16 protein-coding genes and 1 riboswitch are annotated in these 16664 nt (G+C 57.2%); of the genes, 15 read left to right on the top strand and 1 reads right to left on the bottom strand.

The window, feature by feature from the left end; genetic code table 11:
- Positions 1 to 116: 116 nt before the first annotated feature.
- Together serC and C4885_RS02290 are read left to right on the top strand one after the other, a co-directional pair.
- Positions 117 to 1214: a 3-phosphoserine/phosphohydroxythreonine transaminase gene (serC, locus tag C4885_RS02295; RefSeq protein ID WP_113998843.1), complete on the top strand. Its 1098-nt coding sequence runs from the start codon at positions 117 to 119 to the stop codon at positions 1212 to 1214.
- Positions 1215 to 1374: 160 nt separating this feature from the next.
- Positions 1375 to 2535 (top strand): phosphoglycerate dehydrogenase, encoded by a 1161-nt coding sequence (locus C4885_RS02290; protein WP_113998842.1) that lies wholly within the window; start codon positions 1375 to 1377, stop codon positions 2533 to 2535.
- 114 nt (positions 2536 to 2649) lie between these two features.
- On the opposite strand, the gene C4885_RS02285 is transcribed toward C4885_RS02290, so the two are convergent.
- Positions 2650 to 2829: a DUF2613 family protein gene (locus tag C4885_RS02285; RefSeq protein WP_113998841.1), complete on the bottom strand. Its 180-nt coding sequence runs from the start codon at positions 2827 to 2829 to the stop codon at positions 2650 to 2652.
- A gap of 226 nt (positions 2830 to 3055) precedes the next feature.
- Here C4885_RS02285 and C4885_RS02280 point away from each other — a divergent pair, with 226 nt between their 5' ends.
- The 13 genes from C4885_RS02280 (at position 3056) to C4885_RS02220 (ending at position 16421) form a co-directional block, all read left to right on the top strand.
- Entirely contained in the window at positions 3056 to 3892 is an 837-nt protein-coding gene (locus tag C4885_RS02280; RefSeq protein WP_113998840.1) for a bifunctional hydroxymethylpyrimidine kinase/phosphomethylpyrimidine kinase, read from the top strand.
- 23 nt (positions 3893 to 3915) lie between these two features.
- Entirely contained in the window at positions 3916 to 4413 is a 498-nt protein-coding gene (locus tag C4885_RS02275; RefSeq protein ID WP_113998839.1) for a tRNA (cytidine(34)-2'-O)-methyltransferase, read from the top strand.
- A gap of 8 nt (positions 4414 to 4421) precedes the next feature.
- On the top strand, positions 4422 to 5330 hold the full coding sequence (locus tag C4885_RS02270) for a DegV family protein (RefSeq protein WP_199488067.1): 909 nt from the start codon (positions 4422 to 4424) through the stop codon (positions 5328 to 5330).
- Between the two features lie 88 nt (positions 5331 to 5418).
- Positions 5419 to 6846, top strand: coding sequence for an MATE family efflux transporter (locus tag C4885_RS02265; RefSeq protein WP_113998837.1), 1428 nt, complete (start codon positions 5419 to 5421; stop codon positions 6844 to 6846).
- A 17-nt stretch (positions 6847 to 6863) separates the two neighbouring features.
- On the top strand, positions 6864 to 7205 hold the full coding sequence (locus C4885_RS02260; RefSeq protein ID WP_113998836.1) for an arsenate reductase family protein: 342 nt from the start codon (positions 6864 to 6866) through the stop codon (positions 7203 to 7205).
- Positions 7206 to 7644: 439 nt separating this feature from the next.
- Positions 7645 to 9123, top strand: a complete 1479-nt coding sequence (locus tag C4885_RS02255; RefSeq protein ID WP_113998835.1) for an alpha-N-arabinofuranosidase — start codon at positions 7645 to 7647, stop codon at positions 9121 to 9123.
- Positions 9123 to 9386 (top strand): DUF6171 family protein, encoded by a 264-nt coding sequence (locus C4885_RS02250; RefSeq protein ID WP_113998834.1) that lies wholly within the window; start codon positions 9123 to 9125, stop codon positions 9384 to 9386. The genes C4885_RS02255 and C4885_RS02250 overlap by 1 nt, the downstream gene beginning before the upstream one ends.
- A 150-nt stretch (positions 9387 to 9536) precedes the next feature.
- Positions 9537 to 9630, top strand: a riboswitch (PreQ1-III riboswitch).
- A 9-nt stretch (positions 9631 to 9639) separates the two neighbouring features.
- Entirely contained in the window at positions 9640 to 10167 is a 528-nt protein-coding gene (locus C4885_RS02245) for a QueT transporter family protein (protein ID WP_113998833.1), read from the top strand.
- A 36-nt stretch (positions 10168 to 10203) separates the two neighbouring features.
- Complete coding sequence (locus C4885_RS02240; protein ID WP_113998832.1) at positions 10204 to 10863, top strand: HAD family hydrolase; 660 nt, start codon at positions 10204 to 10206, stop codon at positions 10861 to 10863.
- 28 nt (positions 10864 to 10891) lie between these two features.
- The gene (locus C4885_RS02235) at positions 10892 to 11806 is read left to right on the top strand and encodes a DMT family transporter (RefSeq protein WP_113998831.1); all 915 of its coding nucleotides are present in this window, start codon (positions 10892 to 10894) and stop codon (positions 11804 to 11806) included.
- Between the two features lie 179 nt (positions 11807 to 11985).
- On the top strand, positions 11986 to 14856 hold the full coding sequence (secA, locus tag C4885_RS02230) for a preprotein translocase subunit SecA (RefSeq protein ID WP_113998830.1): 2871 nt from the start codon (positions 11986 to 11988) through the stop codon (positions 14854 to 14856).
- A gap of 105 nt (positions 14857 to 14961) precedes the next feature.
- Positions 14962 to 15366 (top strand): DUF3783 domain-containing protein, encoded by a 405-nt coding sequence (locus C4885_RS02225; RefSeq protein WP_113998829.1) that lies wholly within the window; start codon positions 14962 to 14964, stop codon positions 15364 to 15366.
- Positions 15363 to 16421, top strand: coding sequence for an FAD:protein FMN transferase (locus C4885_RS02220; protein ID WP_113998828.1), 1059 nt, complete (start codon positions 15363 to 15365; stop codon positions 16419 to 16421). Before C4885_RS02225 ends, C4885_RS02220 begins: the two co-directional genes overlap by 4 nt.
- The last annotated feature ends 243 nt before the right edge of the window (positions 16422 to 16664 follow it).

Raw genomic sequence — 16664 nt, 5'->3', positions numbered from 1 at the left:
GGGCGGGCAGGCGCAGTGCGTATAATACAGGTGTTGTGAAAAACGAATCAACAAAGCAAGGCGCAGCGCGCCGCTTTGAGCTTGGGTGTAAGAATGAATTTAGGAGGTAACCTCTTATGAATCGTGTGTATAATTTCAGCGCCGGTCCTTCCATGCTGCCGGTTCCCGTTTTGCAAAAAGCTCAGGCCGACCTGCTGGACTACCATGGCAGCGGTATGAGCGTGATGGAGATGAGCCACCGCAGCAAGTGGTTCGATGAGATCATCCAGAACACTGAGGCCGGTATCCGCAAGGTGCTGAATGTGCCCGACAACTACAAGATCGGTTTCTTCCAGGGCGGCGCAACCCAGCAGTTCGCCATGGTGCCCCTGAACTTTATGACCACCGGCACGGCGGATTATCTGGTGACCGGCAACTTCAGCAAAAAGGCTGCCGAAGAAGCCGCTAAGTTCGGCACAGCCCGCATCGCTGCTTCCAGCAAGGATAAGAACTTCACCTATATTCCGGATGTCAAGGCCATTGAATATGACCCCAACGCCAGCTACATCCACATCTGCCAGAACAACACCATTTTTGGCACTACTTATAAAGATGTACCGCAGGTGGACGGCATCCCCCTGGTAGCTGACATGAGCTCCATGATTTTCAGTGAGCCGACCGATGTAAGCAAGTACGGCTGCATCTACTTTGGTGTGCAGAAGAACGTTGCCCCCGCCGGTATGGCCATTGCCATCATCCGGGACGACCTGCTGGGCAAGAGCGCAAAAGACATCCCGGCGGAAAAGATCCCCACCATGATGAACTACACTACCCTGTTGGATAAGGACAGCATGTACAACACCCCGCCGTGCTGGTGCATTTACATGACCGGTCTGGTGATGGATTACCTGCAGAATGAGGTTGGCGGCCTGGAAGAGATGGCCAAGATCAACCACGCCAAGGCCAAGGTCCTGTATGATTACCTGGACGGTCAGGACTTCTATAACAATCCCGTTCAGCCGGAATACCGCAGCATGATGAACGTGACCTTCACCAGCCCCAACCCGGATATGGATAAGAAGTTCTGCGCCGCTGCTACCGAAGCCGGCTTCGTGAACCTGAAAGGCCACCGCCTGGTTGGCGGCATGCGCGCTTCCATCTATAATGCCATGCCTGCCCAGGGTGTGAACGACCTGGTTGATTTCATGGAGAAGTTCCGCAAGGAAAACGCGTGAAATAATGAGGAATTAGCAATTAGAAATTAGGAATTGAAGGCTGACTTTATGTTTTGCTCAAATCCCAATGTTCTTGCTGATTTCTCTGCCATACCGTTCATTCCTAATTGCTCATTCCTAATTGCTCATTTCTAATTATTACAGGGGGTTATCCGCCATTATGTATACCATTAAAACCATGAACGCCATTTCGCCGGTTGGGCTGGCAAAGCTGCCGGCCAACCAGTTCGAGATCAATAACGAGGCCAACGACGCACAGGGCATTCTGGTGCGCAGCGCCGACCTGCATGATGTCGCCCTGCCCAAAAGCCTGCTGGCCATTGCCCGCGCAGGTGCCGGCACCAACAACATTCCCATTGACCAGTGCACCGAGCAGGGCATCGTGGTGTTCAACACCCCCGGTGCCAACGCCAACGCTGTGGCCGAGCTGGTCATCGGCGCGCTGGTGTCCGGCAGCCGCAATGTACCGGACGCTGTGCAGTGGGCGCAGGGCCTGAAAGGCAGCGCCACCCTGGCCAAGGATGTGGAGAAGGGCAAAAAGCAGTTTGTCGGCCCGGAACTGCGCGGCAAAACCATCGGTGTAATCGGCCTGGGTGCCATTGGTGCCCGCGTCGCCAACGCCGCCGTTGCCCTGGGCATGGAAGTTCTGGGCTATGACCCATACATTTCCATTGACGCTGCATGGAGCCTGTCCCGCAGCGTACAGCACTGCGTCACCCTGGGCGATATGCTGCCCCGCTGCGACTATCTGACCATCCATGTGCCGTACCTGCCCTCCACCAAGAACACCATCAATGCCCAGACGCTGGCCATGTGCAAGGACGGCGTGCGTGTGCTGAACTTTGCCCGCGGTGAGCTGGTTGATAACTTTGCCCTGCTGGATGCTCTTGGCACCGGCAAGGTTGCCCAGTATTTCTGCGATTTCCCGGCGGAGGAGCTGCTGGGTGTGAAAGGAGTTTACTGCACGCCGCACCTGGGCGCTTCCACCCCGGAAAGCGAGACCAACTGCGCTGTGATGGCAGCCAATGAGCTGAGCGACTACCTGAAAAACGGCAACATCACCCACAGTGTCAACCTGCCGGATGTCAGCCAGCCGCGCGTTGGCGGCAAGCGCATCTGCATCATTCACCGCAATGAGCCGGGCGCAATCTCTGCCATCACCGGCATTCTGACCGCCGCCAACCTGAACATTGAGAACATGGTGAACAAAGGCCGCAAGAATGTTGCCTACACCATGCTGGATGTAACAGGCAACGTGGATGCCGGCCTAACCGCACAGCTCAGCGGCATTGATGCCGCCATCCGCGTGCGTATCCTGTGATAATGCCTTAAAATAGAGGGGTTTGGGTCTGCCGCAGCGGGGCATGGGGTTCCGTTGCGGCATTTTGTTTGCTTTTTTATGTAATGCACCGCCATCATACGCGGTGCATTTTTGTTATTTGGTGTAGCTTTCCACCATGCGGTCAAAGTCGATCAAAGCTTTTTCTGCCCCGCGGGAAAGTCTGTGCACGGTGCGTCGGATCTGGCGGTGGTCCTGTGTGGCGGCATATACGGCGGCACCGCCAATGGCCATCCCCACGGCGGCAGCGGCAACGGTCGGGATCATGTTTTCCATTTTGCATTGCTCCTTTTGGTGTTTTTGGCTTTGGGATGCCGGCTTTCCATTCATCCCAGCCTGGGGATAGTTTTTCCATACAGTTTCGTGGTTATACGTCTTTTTCTGCGGGGAAGTTTGTGGTAAAATCAGTACAGACGTTTGGAAAAGACGTTTTCAGCCGCCGCGCATTCACTTCCCTGCTGCGGGCTGCCCTAAATTCGATATAGAAATGAGCGTTTTTCTTATGTCCAATGCACCTAAAACAGTTCTGTGCATCCATGATCTGCCCGGCTTTGGACGGGCAGGTCTTTCGGTCATTGTGCCTGTGCTTTCGGCGCTGGGGGCACAGGCCGTTGCCGTACCAACAGCAGTGCTTTCCACCCACACGGGCGGGCTGGGCACCCCGGCCAAGCTGGCCAACCCCGGTTACGGCCCCGCAGCCCTGGAGCATTACCGCCGCCTTGGCCTGCGGTTTGACTGCATTTATTCCGGCTACCTGGCCGATGCCAGCCAGGCCAAGCTGGTAGAGCAGGCCATGGACCTTTGGCCGGACGCCCTGACGGTGGTTGACCCCGTGATGGGCGACCACGGCCGGATGTACCGCGGCCTTGCGCCGGAAATGGTGCCCGCCATGTATACCCTGTGTTCCCGTGCCAGCCTGATTCTGCCCAACACCACCGAAGCCGCCCTGCTGCTGGGCGATCCGATGCCCGGTGTGACTGGCGAAGCGGAATTGCATACCGCGCAGGCCCAGGCGCAGCGCCTAACGCGCATCTGCCCGCGGGTGCTCATCACCGGTGTGGCCGCCGGGCGCGGCATTGCCTGCGTTGGGGCAGACCGTGCCACCGGCGAAAGTCTGGTGCGCACCCCCATGGTACCCAAGAGCTTCCATGGCACGGGGGATATTTTTGGCGCGGTGCTGGTCGGGCGGCTGCTGCAGGGCAATGTGCTGCCCGCCGCCGCACAGGCTGCCGCCGTGTTTGTAGCCGACTGCCTGAAAGCCACCCCCGACGAAGCTGACGAGCGCCTTGGCGTGTGGCTGGAAAGCGTGCTGCCCCGGCTGATGCAGAACCCGGAATAAGAAGCAATAAGGATGTGTAAATTTTGCCAACTGTAAATATTGTACTGGTTGAACCGCAGATCCCCCAGAATACCGGCAATGTTGCGCGCACCTGCGCCGTGACCGGTGCCCGCCTGCACCTGGTTGGGCCGATGGGTTTCACGATCGATGATAAAAAATTAAAGCGCGCCGGTCTTGACTATTGGGGCCAGCTTGATATAACATATTATCAGGATCTGGATGCGTTTTTTGCGGCAAATCACGGCCCGTTCTTCTACTTTACCTCCAAGGGGCCGCAGCGCCATACTGACGCCCATTATCCGGATGGTTCCTATCTGGTGTTTGGCCGCGAGGACGCTGGCCTGCCGGAAGAGCTGCTGGCCGCTAACCAGCAGCAGTGCGTGCGCATGCCCATGCGCAAAGGCGAGCGCTGCCTGAACTTATCCAATGCTGTAGCTGTGGGGGTATACGAAGTTCTGCGCCAGTGGGACTTTGCCGACCTGGAAACACACGGCCAGCTGACCCGATTTGAATGGAAGTGAGAACAAAGATGAGTGATGTGAAAGTTGCTTTTTTAACGGATTCCTGCTCCGACATTCCGCAGGAACTGACCGATAAATACGGCATTGATGTGATTGGGTTCCACATTATGCTGGACGGCAAGGAATACCTGGAACGCAAAGACATGACCAACGACCAGTTCTATGAGATGATGCGCCAGTCCAAAAGCGTACCCACCACCGCCGCCATCACCCAGCTGGAATGGGTGGATATCTATGCCAAATATGTAGACGCCGGTATACAGGACCTTGTACACCTGTGCATCAACGCCGGTGGTTCCAGTACATACAATAACGCCGTAAAGGCTGCCGAACTGCTGGAAGACGAGCGCCCCGGCCACAAGATGAAGATTCATCTGATCGATTCGCACACCTACTCCATGCCGTATGGCTGGTATCTGTGCGAGTGCGCCCGCAAGGTGCGTGCCGGTGAGCCGCTGGATGCCTGCCTGCGCGAAATGCAGGACAAGCTGGCCCGGGTGGAAATCTGCCTTGCCGCATACAGCTTAAAGCAGATGAAAAAATCTGGCCGTGTTTCCGCCGCCGCTGCCGTTGTGGGCGATTTGATGGGCATCCGCCCCATCATCAGCCTGAACGATGGCATCAGCAAGGTGGAAGCCAAGGTGCGCGGTGACAACAACGTGCCGCCTGCCATGGTCAAGTGGGTCAAGAGCCGCGTGGACGATGTGAAGAAAATGCCTTACATGATTGCTTACACCAGCTCCACCGCCAAGCGTGACGAACTTGTCAAGCTGTGCAAAAAAGAGTTTGGTCATGCGCCGCTGCTGGTGTTCCAGCTGGGCGGCGTTGTGAGCGCCAACACCGGCCCGGATGGTATTGCCATTGTATTTGAAGGCAAGCCCCGCCGCCTTGTGGATTACGCGGTGCCGCTGCCGTAAAAAGGGGTTTCTTTTTTCTGCTCTTCCTGCCGCTGTGTGCGGGAAGAGCATTTTTGTTATGGTGTAAGACTTGTAAAACGGAGGATGTATGGAGCAAAAAAGTTTAACCCTGCGGGAGTGCCTGATCGGTGACCGCACCTTTTACCGCCATGTTGCGGTGGTGGTTCTGCCTATTATTGTGCAGAACACCCTGTCCAACGTGGTCAGCCTGCTGGATAATGTGATGGTTGGCCAGGTGGGCACCCTGCCCATGAGCGCCGTTGCCATCATCAATCAGCTGCTGTTTGTGTTCAACCTGTGCATCTGGGGTGCGCTGGCCGGGGCGGGCATTTTTGGCGCCCAGTATTACGGCCAGGGCAACATGGAGGGCGTGCGCCAGACCCTGCGCATGAAACTGCTGATTGCGGTCGGCCTGCTGGTCATCGCGTTCGGAGTGCTGCTGGGGGCCGGGCGGCCGCTGATCGAACTGTATATTTCAGCCGACACCACCGCCGCCGATGCCGCCGCCACGATGGAGTATGCCCTGGGCTACCTGCGTGTGATGCTGGCGGGGCTGATTCCCTTTGCGCTGACTCAGGCTTACGCCAGCACCCTGCGGGAATCCGGCCAGACAACGCTTCCCATGCGCGCCAGCATGATTGCCATGGGCATCAACTTTGTGTTCAACAGCCTGTTGATCTTTGGCCTGTTCGGCTTTCCTGCTTTGGGCGTAGTGGGTGCCGGTATTGCCACTTCGCTCAGCCGCTTTGTGGAGTTTGTCATCGTGGTCAGCGGGGCGCACCGCAGTGCCGAGCGCTACCCGTTCATGGAAGGCGTGTTCCGCAATTTCCACATTGACGGCAATCTGACCCGCCAGGTGGCGATCAAGGGTTTCCCCCTTCTGCTGAACGAATGCCTGTGGAGCATGAGCCAGGCCATGCTGTTGCAATGCTATTCCGTGCGCGGCATCCAGGCCATTGCCGCCATGAACATTACCAACACCATCACCCAGATTTTTAACGAAGTTTTCCTTTCTCTGGGCAATGCCACGGCCATTCTGGTTGGGCAAGAGCTTGGTGCCAGCCGCATGACCGGTGCACGCCGCACCGCATGGCGGATGATCACCCTGAGTGTTTCCAGCTGCGCGGTGATGGGCACGCTGCTGGCCCTGTTCAGTCCGCTGATCCCTCACATTTACAACACCGAACCCGCCATCCGGGAGCTTGCTTCCAGCGTGATCCGCACGGCGGCGCTGTGCATGCCGTTGTTCGCCTTTGCCAACGCTGCCTACTTTACGCTGCGTTCCGGCGGCAAAACGCTGATCACCTTCTTTTTTGACAGCTGCTATACCTGGCTGATCAACTTTCCCATTGCCTTTGTCCTCAGCCGCTATACGGCACTGCCGCTGCCCATTGTCTACCTGTTTGTGAACGGGGTGGATCTGCTCAAGTGCATCATCGGGTTTATTCTGGTCAAAAAGGGCGTGTGGGTCAATAACATTGTGGCATCCAGCCAGGATGTCCCGCAGGCAGACTGATGGCGGGAGGAAAACGCATGAACATCCAGATTTTTGGCACCAACAAAAGCTTTGACACCAAAAAGGCGCAGCGCTGGTTCAAAGAGCGGCGCATCAAGTTCCAGATGGTGGACCTGAAAGAAAAGGGCCTGAGCCGCGGTGAGTTTGACCGCGTGTGCCAGGCCGTGGGCGGCTGGCAGGCCCTGGTGGACGAAACCGCCAAAGACCAGGATACCCTTGCCCTGCTGCGCTGGCTGGACGAAAGCCAGCAGGCTGACAAACTGTTTGAAAACCAGCAGCTTTTGCGCCAACCCATTGTACGCAATGGCCGCGCCGCCACAGTGGGGTACCGGCCGGAGGTTTGGGAGAAGTGGGAATAAAGTTAGGAGTTAGGAGTTCGGAGCATTGTATGCAGGCTGAGCCTGCCTGTAACTGCTTTTTCTTGTAAATTCGCTTATTCTTGCTTTCTATTTGCTTCTTTGTTTGCTTTTATCTGCCCTGCATTTTGTGCTTCTGCCGGAATGCAGGGTTTATTTTTTATTTATAGGAGATTGACATAACGAACGGGGTTTGTTATAGTGCTTTTAGGTTCCTATTTCATGTTGCTTTTTATGGGCAATACCGCATAATTCTAAGTGCCGATACGGCGAGCGAGGCACGGCAGCTGCTAAGCCAAAAGCGCAGATAATACTGGATGTCTTATCGAGCATTTTGGCAACGCAAATGCCGTGCCGCAGCCGTCGGAGCGGTGCTTAAGCCGTAAGGCGGGAATTGTGCGGTGTTGCCATAGGTATTTTTTTACTTTTGTGAGGTGTTTTTATGGCATGTATTTTTGTGAACGCCAACCGTTCGGTCGGCACCATCAACCCCAACATTTACGGTCAGTTTTCGGAGCATCTGGGCCGCTGCATCTATCAGGGCATTTATGTCGGTCAGGCTTCTGATATTCCCAACACCAACGGCATGCGCAATGATGTTGTATCCGCGCTGAAAGCCCTGCATGTGCCCGTGCTGCGTTGGCCGGGCGGCTGCTTTGCCGATACCTATCACTGGCGCGACGGCATTGGCCCCAAGGAGAACCGCAAAACCATTGTAAACACCAACTGGGGCGGCGTGACCGAGGATAACAGCTTTGGCACCCATGAATTTATGGAGCTGTGCCGCCAGATTGGCTGCGAAGCATATTTCAGCGGCAATGTGGGCAGCGGCACCGTGCAGGAATTTTCGGACTGGGTGGAATACTGCAACATGGGCGGCATTTCCCCCATGGCATCAGAGCGCCGCGCCAACGGGCAGGACGAACCGTTCAACGTAAAATACTGGGGCATTGGCAATGAAGCCTGGGGCTGCGGCGGCAGTATGCGTGCCGAGTATTATGCCGATTTGTGCCGCCAATATTCCACCTACCTGCGCAACTACTCGCCGGAGCACAAAATCTTCAAGATCGCATCCGGCGCCAACGTGGCGGATTACCACTGGACCAAAACCGTGATGGAGCGCGCCGGGCAGGCCGTAGATGCGGTATCACTGCATTACTATACCGTGCCCCATGAGGATTGGCAGCACAAGGGCTCGGCCACAGACTTTACCGATGAGGAATACTATACCACCCTGCACAAGACCCTGCAGATGGAAGAACTGGTGGAGAACCACACCCGCATTATCAAGCAGTATCAGGGCGACCGCAAAGTGGGCCTGGCCGTGGATGAATGGGGCACCTGGTACGATGTGGAACCGGACACGAACCCCGGCTTCCTTTACCAGCAGAACACCATGCGTGATGCGCTGGTGGCGGCCATCAACCTGAATATCTTCAACAACCACTGTGATACCGTCTGCATGGCCAACATTGCCCAGATGGTCAACGTGCTGCAGGCCATGATCCTGACCGAAGGCAGCAAGATGGTGCTGACCCCGACCTATCATGTATTTGAAATGTACAAGGGCCACCAGGGTGCCAAGCAGCTGGAAAGCTATGCGGAGACCACCCTGCTGAACCACGATGACCAGGCGGTGCCCGATCTGCATGTCAGTGCCAGCCAGCAGGCAGACGGCAGTATTCTGGTCACTGCGGCCAACCTGAACGATACGGCAGCTATCCCTGTTACCTGCATGCTGGGCGGGGCCAAGCCCACCGGTGTAACAGCCCGCGTGCTGGCCGGTGCCCCCGCCGCCCACAACACCTTTGCCGCGCCGGAGCAGGTTGTCCCCGCGGAACTGAACACCAGCCTGACGGCGGACGGCTTTACCGCCACCCTGCCGCCGTGCAGCGTAGCCGCTTTTGTGGTGAACCAGTAATGGAAGCCCAGCCCAAGCGCTGCCGCCGCTGCTTATTGCAGGATATGGCGGACGAAAACGACTATTACGCCAGCGTGGTGCGCTACCGCGCCACCATGCCCCGCCGTGTGCGCACCCCGGATGCGGAATACACTGCCCGGCTGGAACATTGCCGCACCTGCCCCAGCCTTAACGCCGGGACCTGCATGCAGTGCGGTTGCTATGTGGAAATGCGCGCTGCCCGCACAGACATGCACTGCCCGCTGGATAACGCGCCCTGGTAACAAACCTCTCTATCATTTTCCCCCGCACCGGCAGCCCGCCCGGTGCGGGATTTTTTGTCTGCAAAGGCAGTATTTTGCTCTTTTGCTGCAATATTATGCCCCTTTCCCCCTTGTATCCCCCATTTTCATTTGTTATAATAACAATTTGTTGAGCAACTTAGGATTTTAGGCTCCGCCTGGTTTTCAGGCGCAAACCCACCCAAGCCTGGCGGTCTTGGGCGCGGTCAAAATCTATCCGCCGGAGTGTAATTTTATGTCTACTAGCAAAAACAAACTGTCCGATCAAACCCTGGTACGCTGCGCCATGATCGCCGCAGTTTACACCGTGCTTTGCCTGGTATTGCAGCCGTTCTCTTACGGCGCGGTACAGGTGCGCGTGGCCGAAGCATTCTGCCTGCTGCCGGTGTTTGGGGCCGAATACATTGTGGGCGTTACCCTGGGCTGCCTGCTGGCAAACCTGCTGGGTTCCACCATGGTGGATGTGGTGTTTGGCACCGCCGCCACCCTGATTGCCTGCCTTGCCACCTATGCCCTGCGCAATGTGCGCTGGAAAGGGCTGGCAATTCCGGCGTCTTTCCCTCCTGTTATCGCCAATGCACTGATCGTTGGCGCGTTTGAAATCACTGTGTTCTTCTCGGATTCTGCCCCCACGGCCACCATGGCGGTATTCAACGCCGTTGCTGTTGGCGTTGGTGAGATCATCAGCTGCTGTGTGCTGGGTGTTGCCCTGGTCAAGCTGATCGAGAGCAACGAATCCCTGAACAAAATTTTTGCAGAATAATAACCGCTTTCCCTGTATTCATTAAAAGGAGCTGCCATGAAACCGAGCCTTGTTTTATGGGACTGGAACGGCACCCTGCTGGATGATGTTGCCCTTTGTGTGGACGCGCTCAACCGTCTGCTCCGCATCTATCATTACCCGCAGCAATACAGCCTTGCCCAGTACCGTGAGATTTTTGGCTTCCCGATTGAAGATTATTATATTCGCGCAGGGTTCGATTTTTCCAAAAACTCCTACAAAGAGCTTGCCGATGATTACATGCAGGATTACCTGGCCCGCGCCGGGGCCTGCCCGCTGGCAGAAAGTGCTGTGCCCGCCCTTTCCCTTTTGAAAGGTGCCGGGGTGCAGCAGGTCATTCTTTCGGCTTCCAACTTGCCGGTTTTGGAACAGCAGGTCACGGAGCGCGGAGTGCGCCCCTACTTTGACCGCCTGCTGGGGTTGGATAATATTTACGCCCGCAGCAAAGTGGAAGTCGGCCTGGCTTATCTGACTGAACTGAAGCAGCGCGGTGCCGTACCGGCGCAGGCTATTATGATCGGGGATTCTGTCCACGATTTTGAGGTTGCCCAGGCGCTGGGCGTGCGGTGTGTGCTGCAAACCGCTGGGCATCAGAGCGCACAGCAGCTGCGTGCCACCGGTGCCCCCGTTGTTCCGGATGTTTTGGCCGCTGCGCAGTATTGCCTGAACGAACTGTAACAAGTTTTGGGATAGGAGATCATAACGAATGACGGATAGCGTAAAAGGCGCTCTGCTGACAATGTTCGGCGGCATGTGCTGGGGTGTTTCCGGCTGCGTGGGGCAGTATCTGTTTACCCGCCAAGGCATGGATTCCGCCTGGCTGGTGCCCATCCGGCTGTTTTTGGCCGGTGTGATTCTGTGCATCTATTACGGTGTGCGCAACTGGCGCCAACTGGTGAACCCCTGGCGCAGCTGGCGCAACGCGCGCGACCTTGTGATCTATGGCCTGGCTGGCGTCAGCTTTTGCCAGTTCACCTATTTTTTGACCATCCAGCTTTCCAGCGCCGGTGTGGGCACTATTTTGCAGGATCTTTCCCCCGTGCTGATTCTGCTGGTGGTCTGCATCCAGCAAAAGCGTGCGCCACGGCTGTTTGAGGTGTTCTCCATTGTGCTGGCGCTGGGTGGTGTATTTATGCTGACCACCCACGGCAGCCTGACCAACATGGCGGTTTCGCCCGCTGCGCTGGTCGTTGGTATTATCAGCGCGTTCTGCGTTGTTATTTACACCATATGGCCCCAAAACCTGCAAAAACAGTACCCCACACCCATGCTGCAGGGTTGGGCATTCCTGATGGGCGGCACCTTCTTTGCGCTGGTGTTCCGCCCGTGGCGGATGAACTACGTACCCAACGCGGCCGGCATTGCCGGTATTGCGGCGGTCGTGCTCATCGGCAACGTGCTGGCGTTCAGCTGTTACATGAGCGGCGTCATGTACATTGGGCCGCAGAAATCCAGCCTGTTCAGCTTTGCGGAACCGGTTACGGCGGCCATCATCAGCACGCTGGTGCTCGGTTCCCCCTTTACCGTGTGGGACGCCATCGGCTTTGTTTGCATCTTTTTGATGCTGGTGCTGCTGTTCATCAGCAACGAAAAGCAGGCCAAAAGCGCTGCAAGCGCATGATAACCGGCCAAGTTTCAACAAAAGCCGCTGAAACAGTTTATTATTTGCATTTTACACCCGCGCAGGTTTGACACAGTACCCTGCGCGGGTGTATTATATTAAAGTATAGCATTGTATCCAACAGGGGTTCCCCTGCTGATCCATTCGCCGCCATGCGGCAGAAATACAGGTGTTTACTTATGTCTTTTATGGAAAAACTGTTCGGTAATTTTTCCGACAAAGAGCTCAAGCGTATCAAACCCATTGCCAACAAGGTGCTGGAACTTGAGCCCGAAATGCAGAAACTTACTGACGAAGAATTACAGGCCAAAACCCCGTACCTGAAAGAAAAGCTGAAAAACGGGGCCAGCCTTGACGATATCCTGCCCGAAGCGTTCGCCGTCTGCCGCGAAGCGGACTGGCGTGTGCTGGGCCTGAAGCCCTACCCGGTGCAGATCATCGGCGGCATTGTGCTTCATCGTTCCTGCATTGCCGAGATGCAGACCGGTGAAGGCAAGACCCTGGTGGCCACCATGCCAGTTTACCTGAATGCCCTGACCGGCGAAGGCGTGCATGTTGTTACCGTCAACGATTACCTGGCCAAGCGCGACAGCGAATGGATGGGCAAGGTTTACCGCTTTCTTGGCTTGACGGTCGGCCTGGTTATCCATGACGTACAGCCGCAGGACCGCCGCAAGGCTTACCTGGCGGATGTTACTTACGGCACCAACAACGAGTTTGGCTTTGACTACCTGCGTGACAACATGGTGGTTTACAAGGCCAGCATGGTGCAGCGCGGCCATGCTTACGCCATCGTGGACGAGGTGGACTCCATCCTGATTGATGAAGCCCGTACCCCGCTGATCATCTCCGGCAAGGGCGAAGATTCCAGCGTGATGTACAAGCGCGCGGACGACTTTGCCAAAACGCTGAAAAAGTCTGTCATCGTTGAACTGGACGACAAAGTGGAAGCCGATGAACAGGTTGACGGTGATTACGTTGTGGACGAAAAGCACAAGACCTGCACCCTGACCGAAAGCGGCGTTAAGAAAGCCGAAGCATGGTTCAATGTTGAGAACCTGGCCGATGCCGACAACATGACCCTGCGCCACTATATTGACGGTGCCATCAAGGCCCGCGGTGTGATGCACCGTGATACCGACTATATCGTGAAAGACGGCGAGGTCATCATCGTTGATGAATTCACCGGCCGTCTGATGTATGGCCGCCGCTTCAATGACGGTCTGCACCAGGCCATTGAAGCCAAGGAAGGCGTGACCGTTGCTGCTGAGAGCAAGACTTTGGCCAGCATCACCTTCCAGAACTATTTCCGCATGTACAAAAAGCTGGGCGGCATGACCGGTACGGCTTCCACCGAAGCGGACGAGTTCAGCGAAATTTACGGCTTGCAGATCGTATCCATCCCCACCAACAAGCCCCGCGCCCGCAAGGACCTGCCGGACAGCGTGTACAAGACCATCAACGGCAAGTATAATGCCGTGATCGAGCAGGTTGCCGAATGCCACGCCAAGGGCCAGCCCGTTCTGGTTGGTACCGTCAGCGTGGAAAAGAGCGAGGCGCTTTCCAAGCTGCTGAAAAAGCGCGGCATTGAGCACAATGTGCTGAACGCAAAGCAGCATGAGCGCGAAGCCGAAATCGTTGCACAGGCCGGTAAGCAGGGCGCTGTGACCATCGCCACCAATATGGCTGGCCGCGGCACCGATATCATGCTGGGCGGCAACGTGACCTATATGGCAAAGGCCACCCTGCGCAAAGAGCTGACCCGCCAGATGAATGCCGACCTGGAAGTGCTGAAAGACGAATACGAGCACGCCAAAGCCCGCGCCAAGGCACAGGGCCTGCCCATCCCCCCTGCCCCGGACACAGCCTATGAAGCAAAAGTTGAAATGCTGATGACCGAGTGCGACGGCCATGCCGACACCCAGGATGCTGATATTCTGGCTGCCCGCAAGCGCTTTGACGAGCTGGTTGAAGAATATGAACCGGAAGTCAAGCGCGAAGCCGAGGCTGTGCGCGAAGCTGGCGGCCTGTTCATCATTGGCACTGAACGCCACGAAAGCCGCCGTATTGATAACCAGCTGCGCGGCCGTGCTGGCCGTCAGGGCGACCCCGGTGCATCCCGTTTTTTCCTGAGCCTGGAAGATGACCTGATGCGCATTTTCGGCGGTGAGCGCGTGCAGGGCCTGATGGATACCCTGGGCCTGGACGAGGACATGCCCATCGAGAACAAGCTGATCACCAACACGATCGAGAGCGCCCAGAAAAAGCTGGAAGCTTCCAACTTTGCCATCCGTAAGCAGGTGCTGCAGTATGACGATGTCATGAACCAGCAGCGCGAGATCATCTACAAGCAGCGTCAGATGGTGCTGGACGGCGAGGATATCTCCGACAAGCTGCACGAGATGATGAAGCAGTCCATCGACGAGACCTGCGAGTCCTTCCTGAGCGGCGAAACCGCCGACGATTGGGATTTTGCTGCCCTGCGCCGCCACTACCTGAACTGGCTGTGCCTGCCCACTGATTTTAACTACACTGCCGAGCAGCTGAATGATCTGAAGCGCGAGGATGTTGCCAAGGTGCTGTATGAGCGCGGCATGAGCATTCTGGAAAGCAAGGAGCAGAAGTACGGTGCCCCCATGATGCGCGAACTGGAGCGCATCTGCCTGCTGCGCAATGTTGACTCCAAGTGGATGGAACACATTGACAACATGGACCAGCTGAAGCAGGGCATGAGCCTGCGCGGTTACGGCCAACGCGACCCCATTGTGGAATACCGCATTGAAGGCTTTGCCATGTTTGACGAGATGATCGCCACCATCCGCGAGGATGCCGTACACATGCTGCTGACCATTGAAGTGCGCCAGCAGAACCAGGAGCCGAAACGCGAACAGGTTGCCAAGCCCACCGGCGAAGGCGCACCGGCTCAGGCTGGTGCCAAGGGTGCCACCCCTGTGCGCGTGACCAAGATTGGCCGCAACGATCCCTGCCCCTGCGGCAGCGGCCTGAAATGGAAAAAATGCACCTGCAAAGAGTATCACCCTGACCTGTAATTGAACCTTTTCCACCGTGCGGCGCGGGACTGACCCCTGCGCCGCACATTTTGATTTTATGATTGCTGCCTGCCCGGCTGCGGGCAGGCATAACGAGGTATTGTTATGAAAGCCAGAATCCAGCAGGAACCGCGCTGTGTGCTGCTGTGGCAGGTTGCCCCCGGCAGTGCCGAGCACGCCGCGGTGGAACACGCTGCACGCCTGAGCCGCCTGAAAGTCCGCCTTTTGACCGCCGCCGACCTGGGCACCACCATGGAAGCCCTTTGCATCGGGCGGCACACTGGCGGTGAAGCCGCCCCCGCCCCGGATGTACCGGAGCGCCCGGCCATGATTGTGAGCGGGCTGCGGCATGACAATGGCGATCTGGGCCAGTTTGTGGATGAAGTGCGCCGCGGCGGGGCGGTGATCCCGCTGCGCGCCATGGTAACCCCCACCAGCCGCGGCTGGACCCTTGCTGCCCTGCTGGCCGAACTGAACCGCGAGCATGAACACGTGGGAGGCCAAGCATGAAGCGCCGCCTGACCTGTGCGGTGCTGGCGCTCTGCCTGCTGCTGAGCGGCTGTGCGGCAACTGGAACCACCAGCCCCCAGCGCTACAGCGTAACTTGGTGGGATGTGTTTGACACCGTTACTGTCATCAGCGGCTATGCCGACAGTGAAGCCGACTGGAACACCCAGATGACCGCCCTGCATGCAGACCTGCTGCGGTATAACCAGCTGTATGATATTTACAACCACTATGACGGCATGACCAACCTGGCGGATGTAAACGCCGGAGCCGCCGCTGCCCCCGTTGCCGTTGGGGATGAGATTATGAACCTGCTGACCTTCGCGCAGGAGATGTACCAGGCAACGGACGGTGCCTGCAATGCCGCTGCCGGGGCGGTGCTGCGCTACTGGCACGATGCCCGCACCGCCGCGGGCGATGGAGCCGAGGTAAGCGCCGATATCCTGCCCAAAACCGCCGACCTGCAGGCTGCGGCTGCCCACTGCAATATGGATGATTTGATTTTGAACCAGAATACCGGGACGGTGTATTTTGCAGACCCGGAATTGCAGCTGGACGTTGGCAGCATTGGCAAAGGCTATGCGGTGGAGCAATGCGCCCAGGCAGCCGAAGCCCGCGGCCTGACCAGCGCCTTGTTGAACGTGGGTGGCAATGTGCGCGCCATTGGCACCAAGCCCAACAGCGGGCCCTGGGTTGCCGGAGTCGATAACCCCTGGCCGGATCAGGACGGCCAATACGCCACCGCAAGCTATGTGGATACCGTGGAGCTGCAGCCGGGGCAAAGCCTTGTGATCAGCGGGGACTACCAGCGTTACTTTACCGTGGACGGTGTACGCTACCACCACCTGATCGACCTGACCACCCTGCAGCCTGCCCGCTACATGAACAGCGTTGCCATTGTAAGCAGTGACAGCGGCCTGGGGGATGCGCTTTCCACCGGTGTGTTCTGCATGCCGGTAGAAAAAGGGCAGGCTTTGATCGAGCAGCTGAACGATGTGGAAGCCCTGTGGATGCTGAGCGATGAAACCATGCTGCAAAGCAGCGGGTGGGGAAAGTGAACGGCATTATTCCCCTGTAGAAACCTTGGGCAACACCGCACAATTCCCGCCTTGCGGCTTAAGCACCGCTCCGGCAGCTGCGGCACGGCATCTGCGTTGCCAAAATGCTCGATAATGTCGGGTTGCGGTACCCGCATCGTGCTTCGGGGCAAAAGCCCCTCGCACTCTGCGACCGCTGCCCCTGCTTCGGTTCGCTGTTTCCGCCACTGGCGGCGCTCACCTTTGCAGCATCCAGTATTATCT

The sequence above is a fragment of the Subdoligranulum sp. APC924/74 genome (assembly GCF_003324125.1).
GTDB classification, from domain to species: Bacteria; Bacillota; Clostridia; order Oscillospirales; family Ruminococcaceae; genus Gemmiger; species Gemmiger qucibialis.
This window is presented reverse-complemented; position numbering and strand designations above follow the sequence as displayed.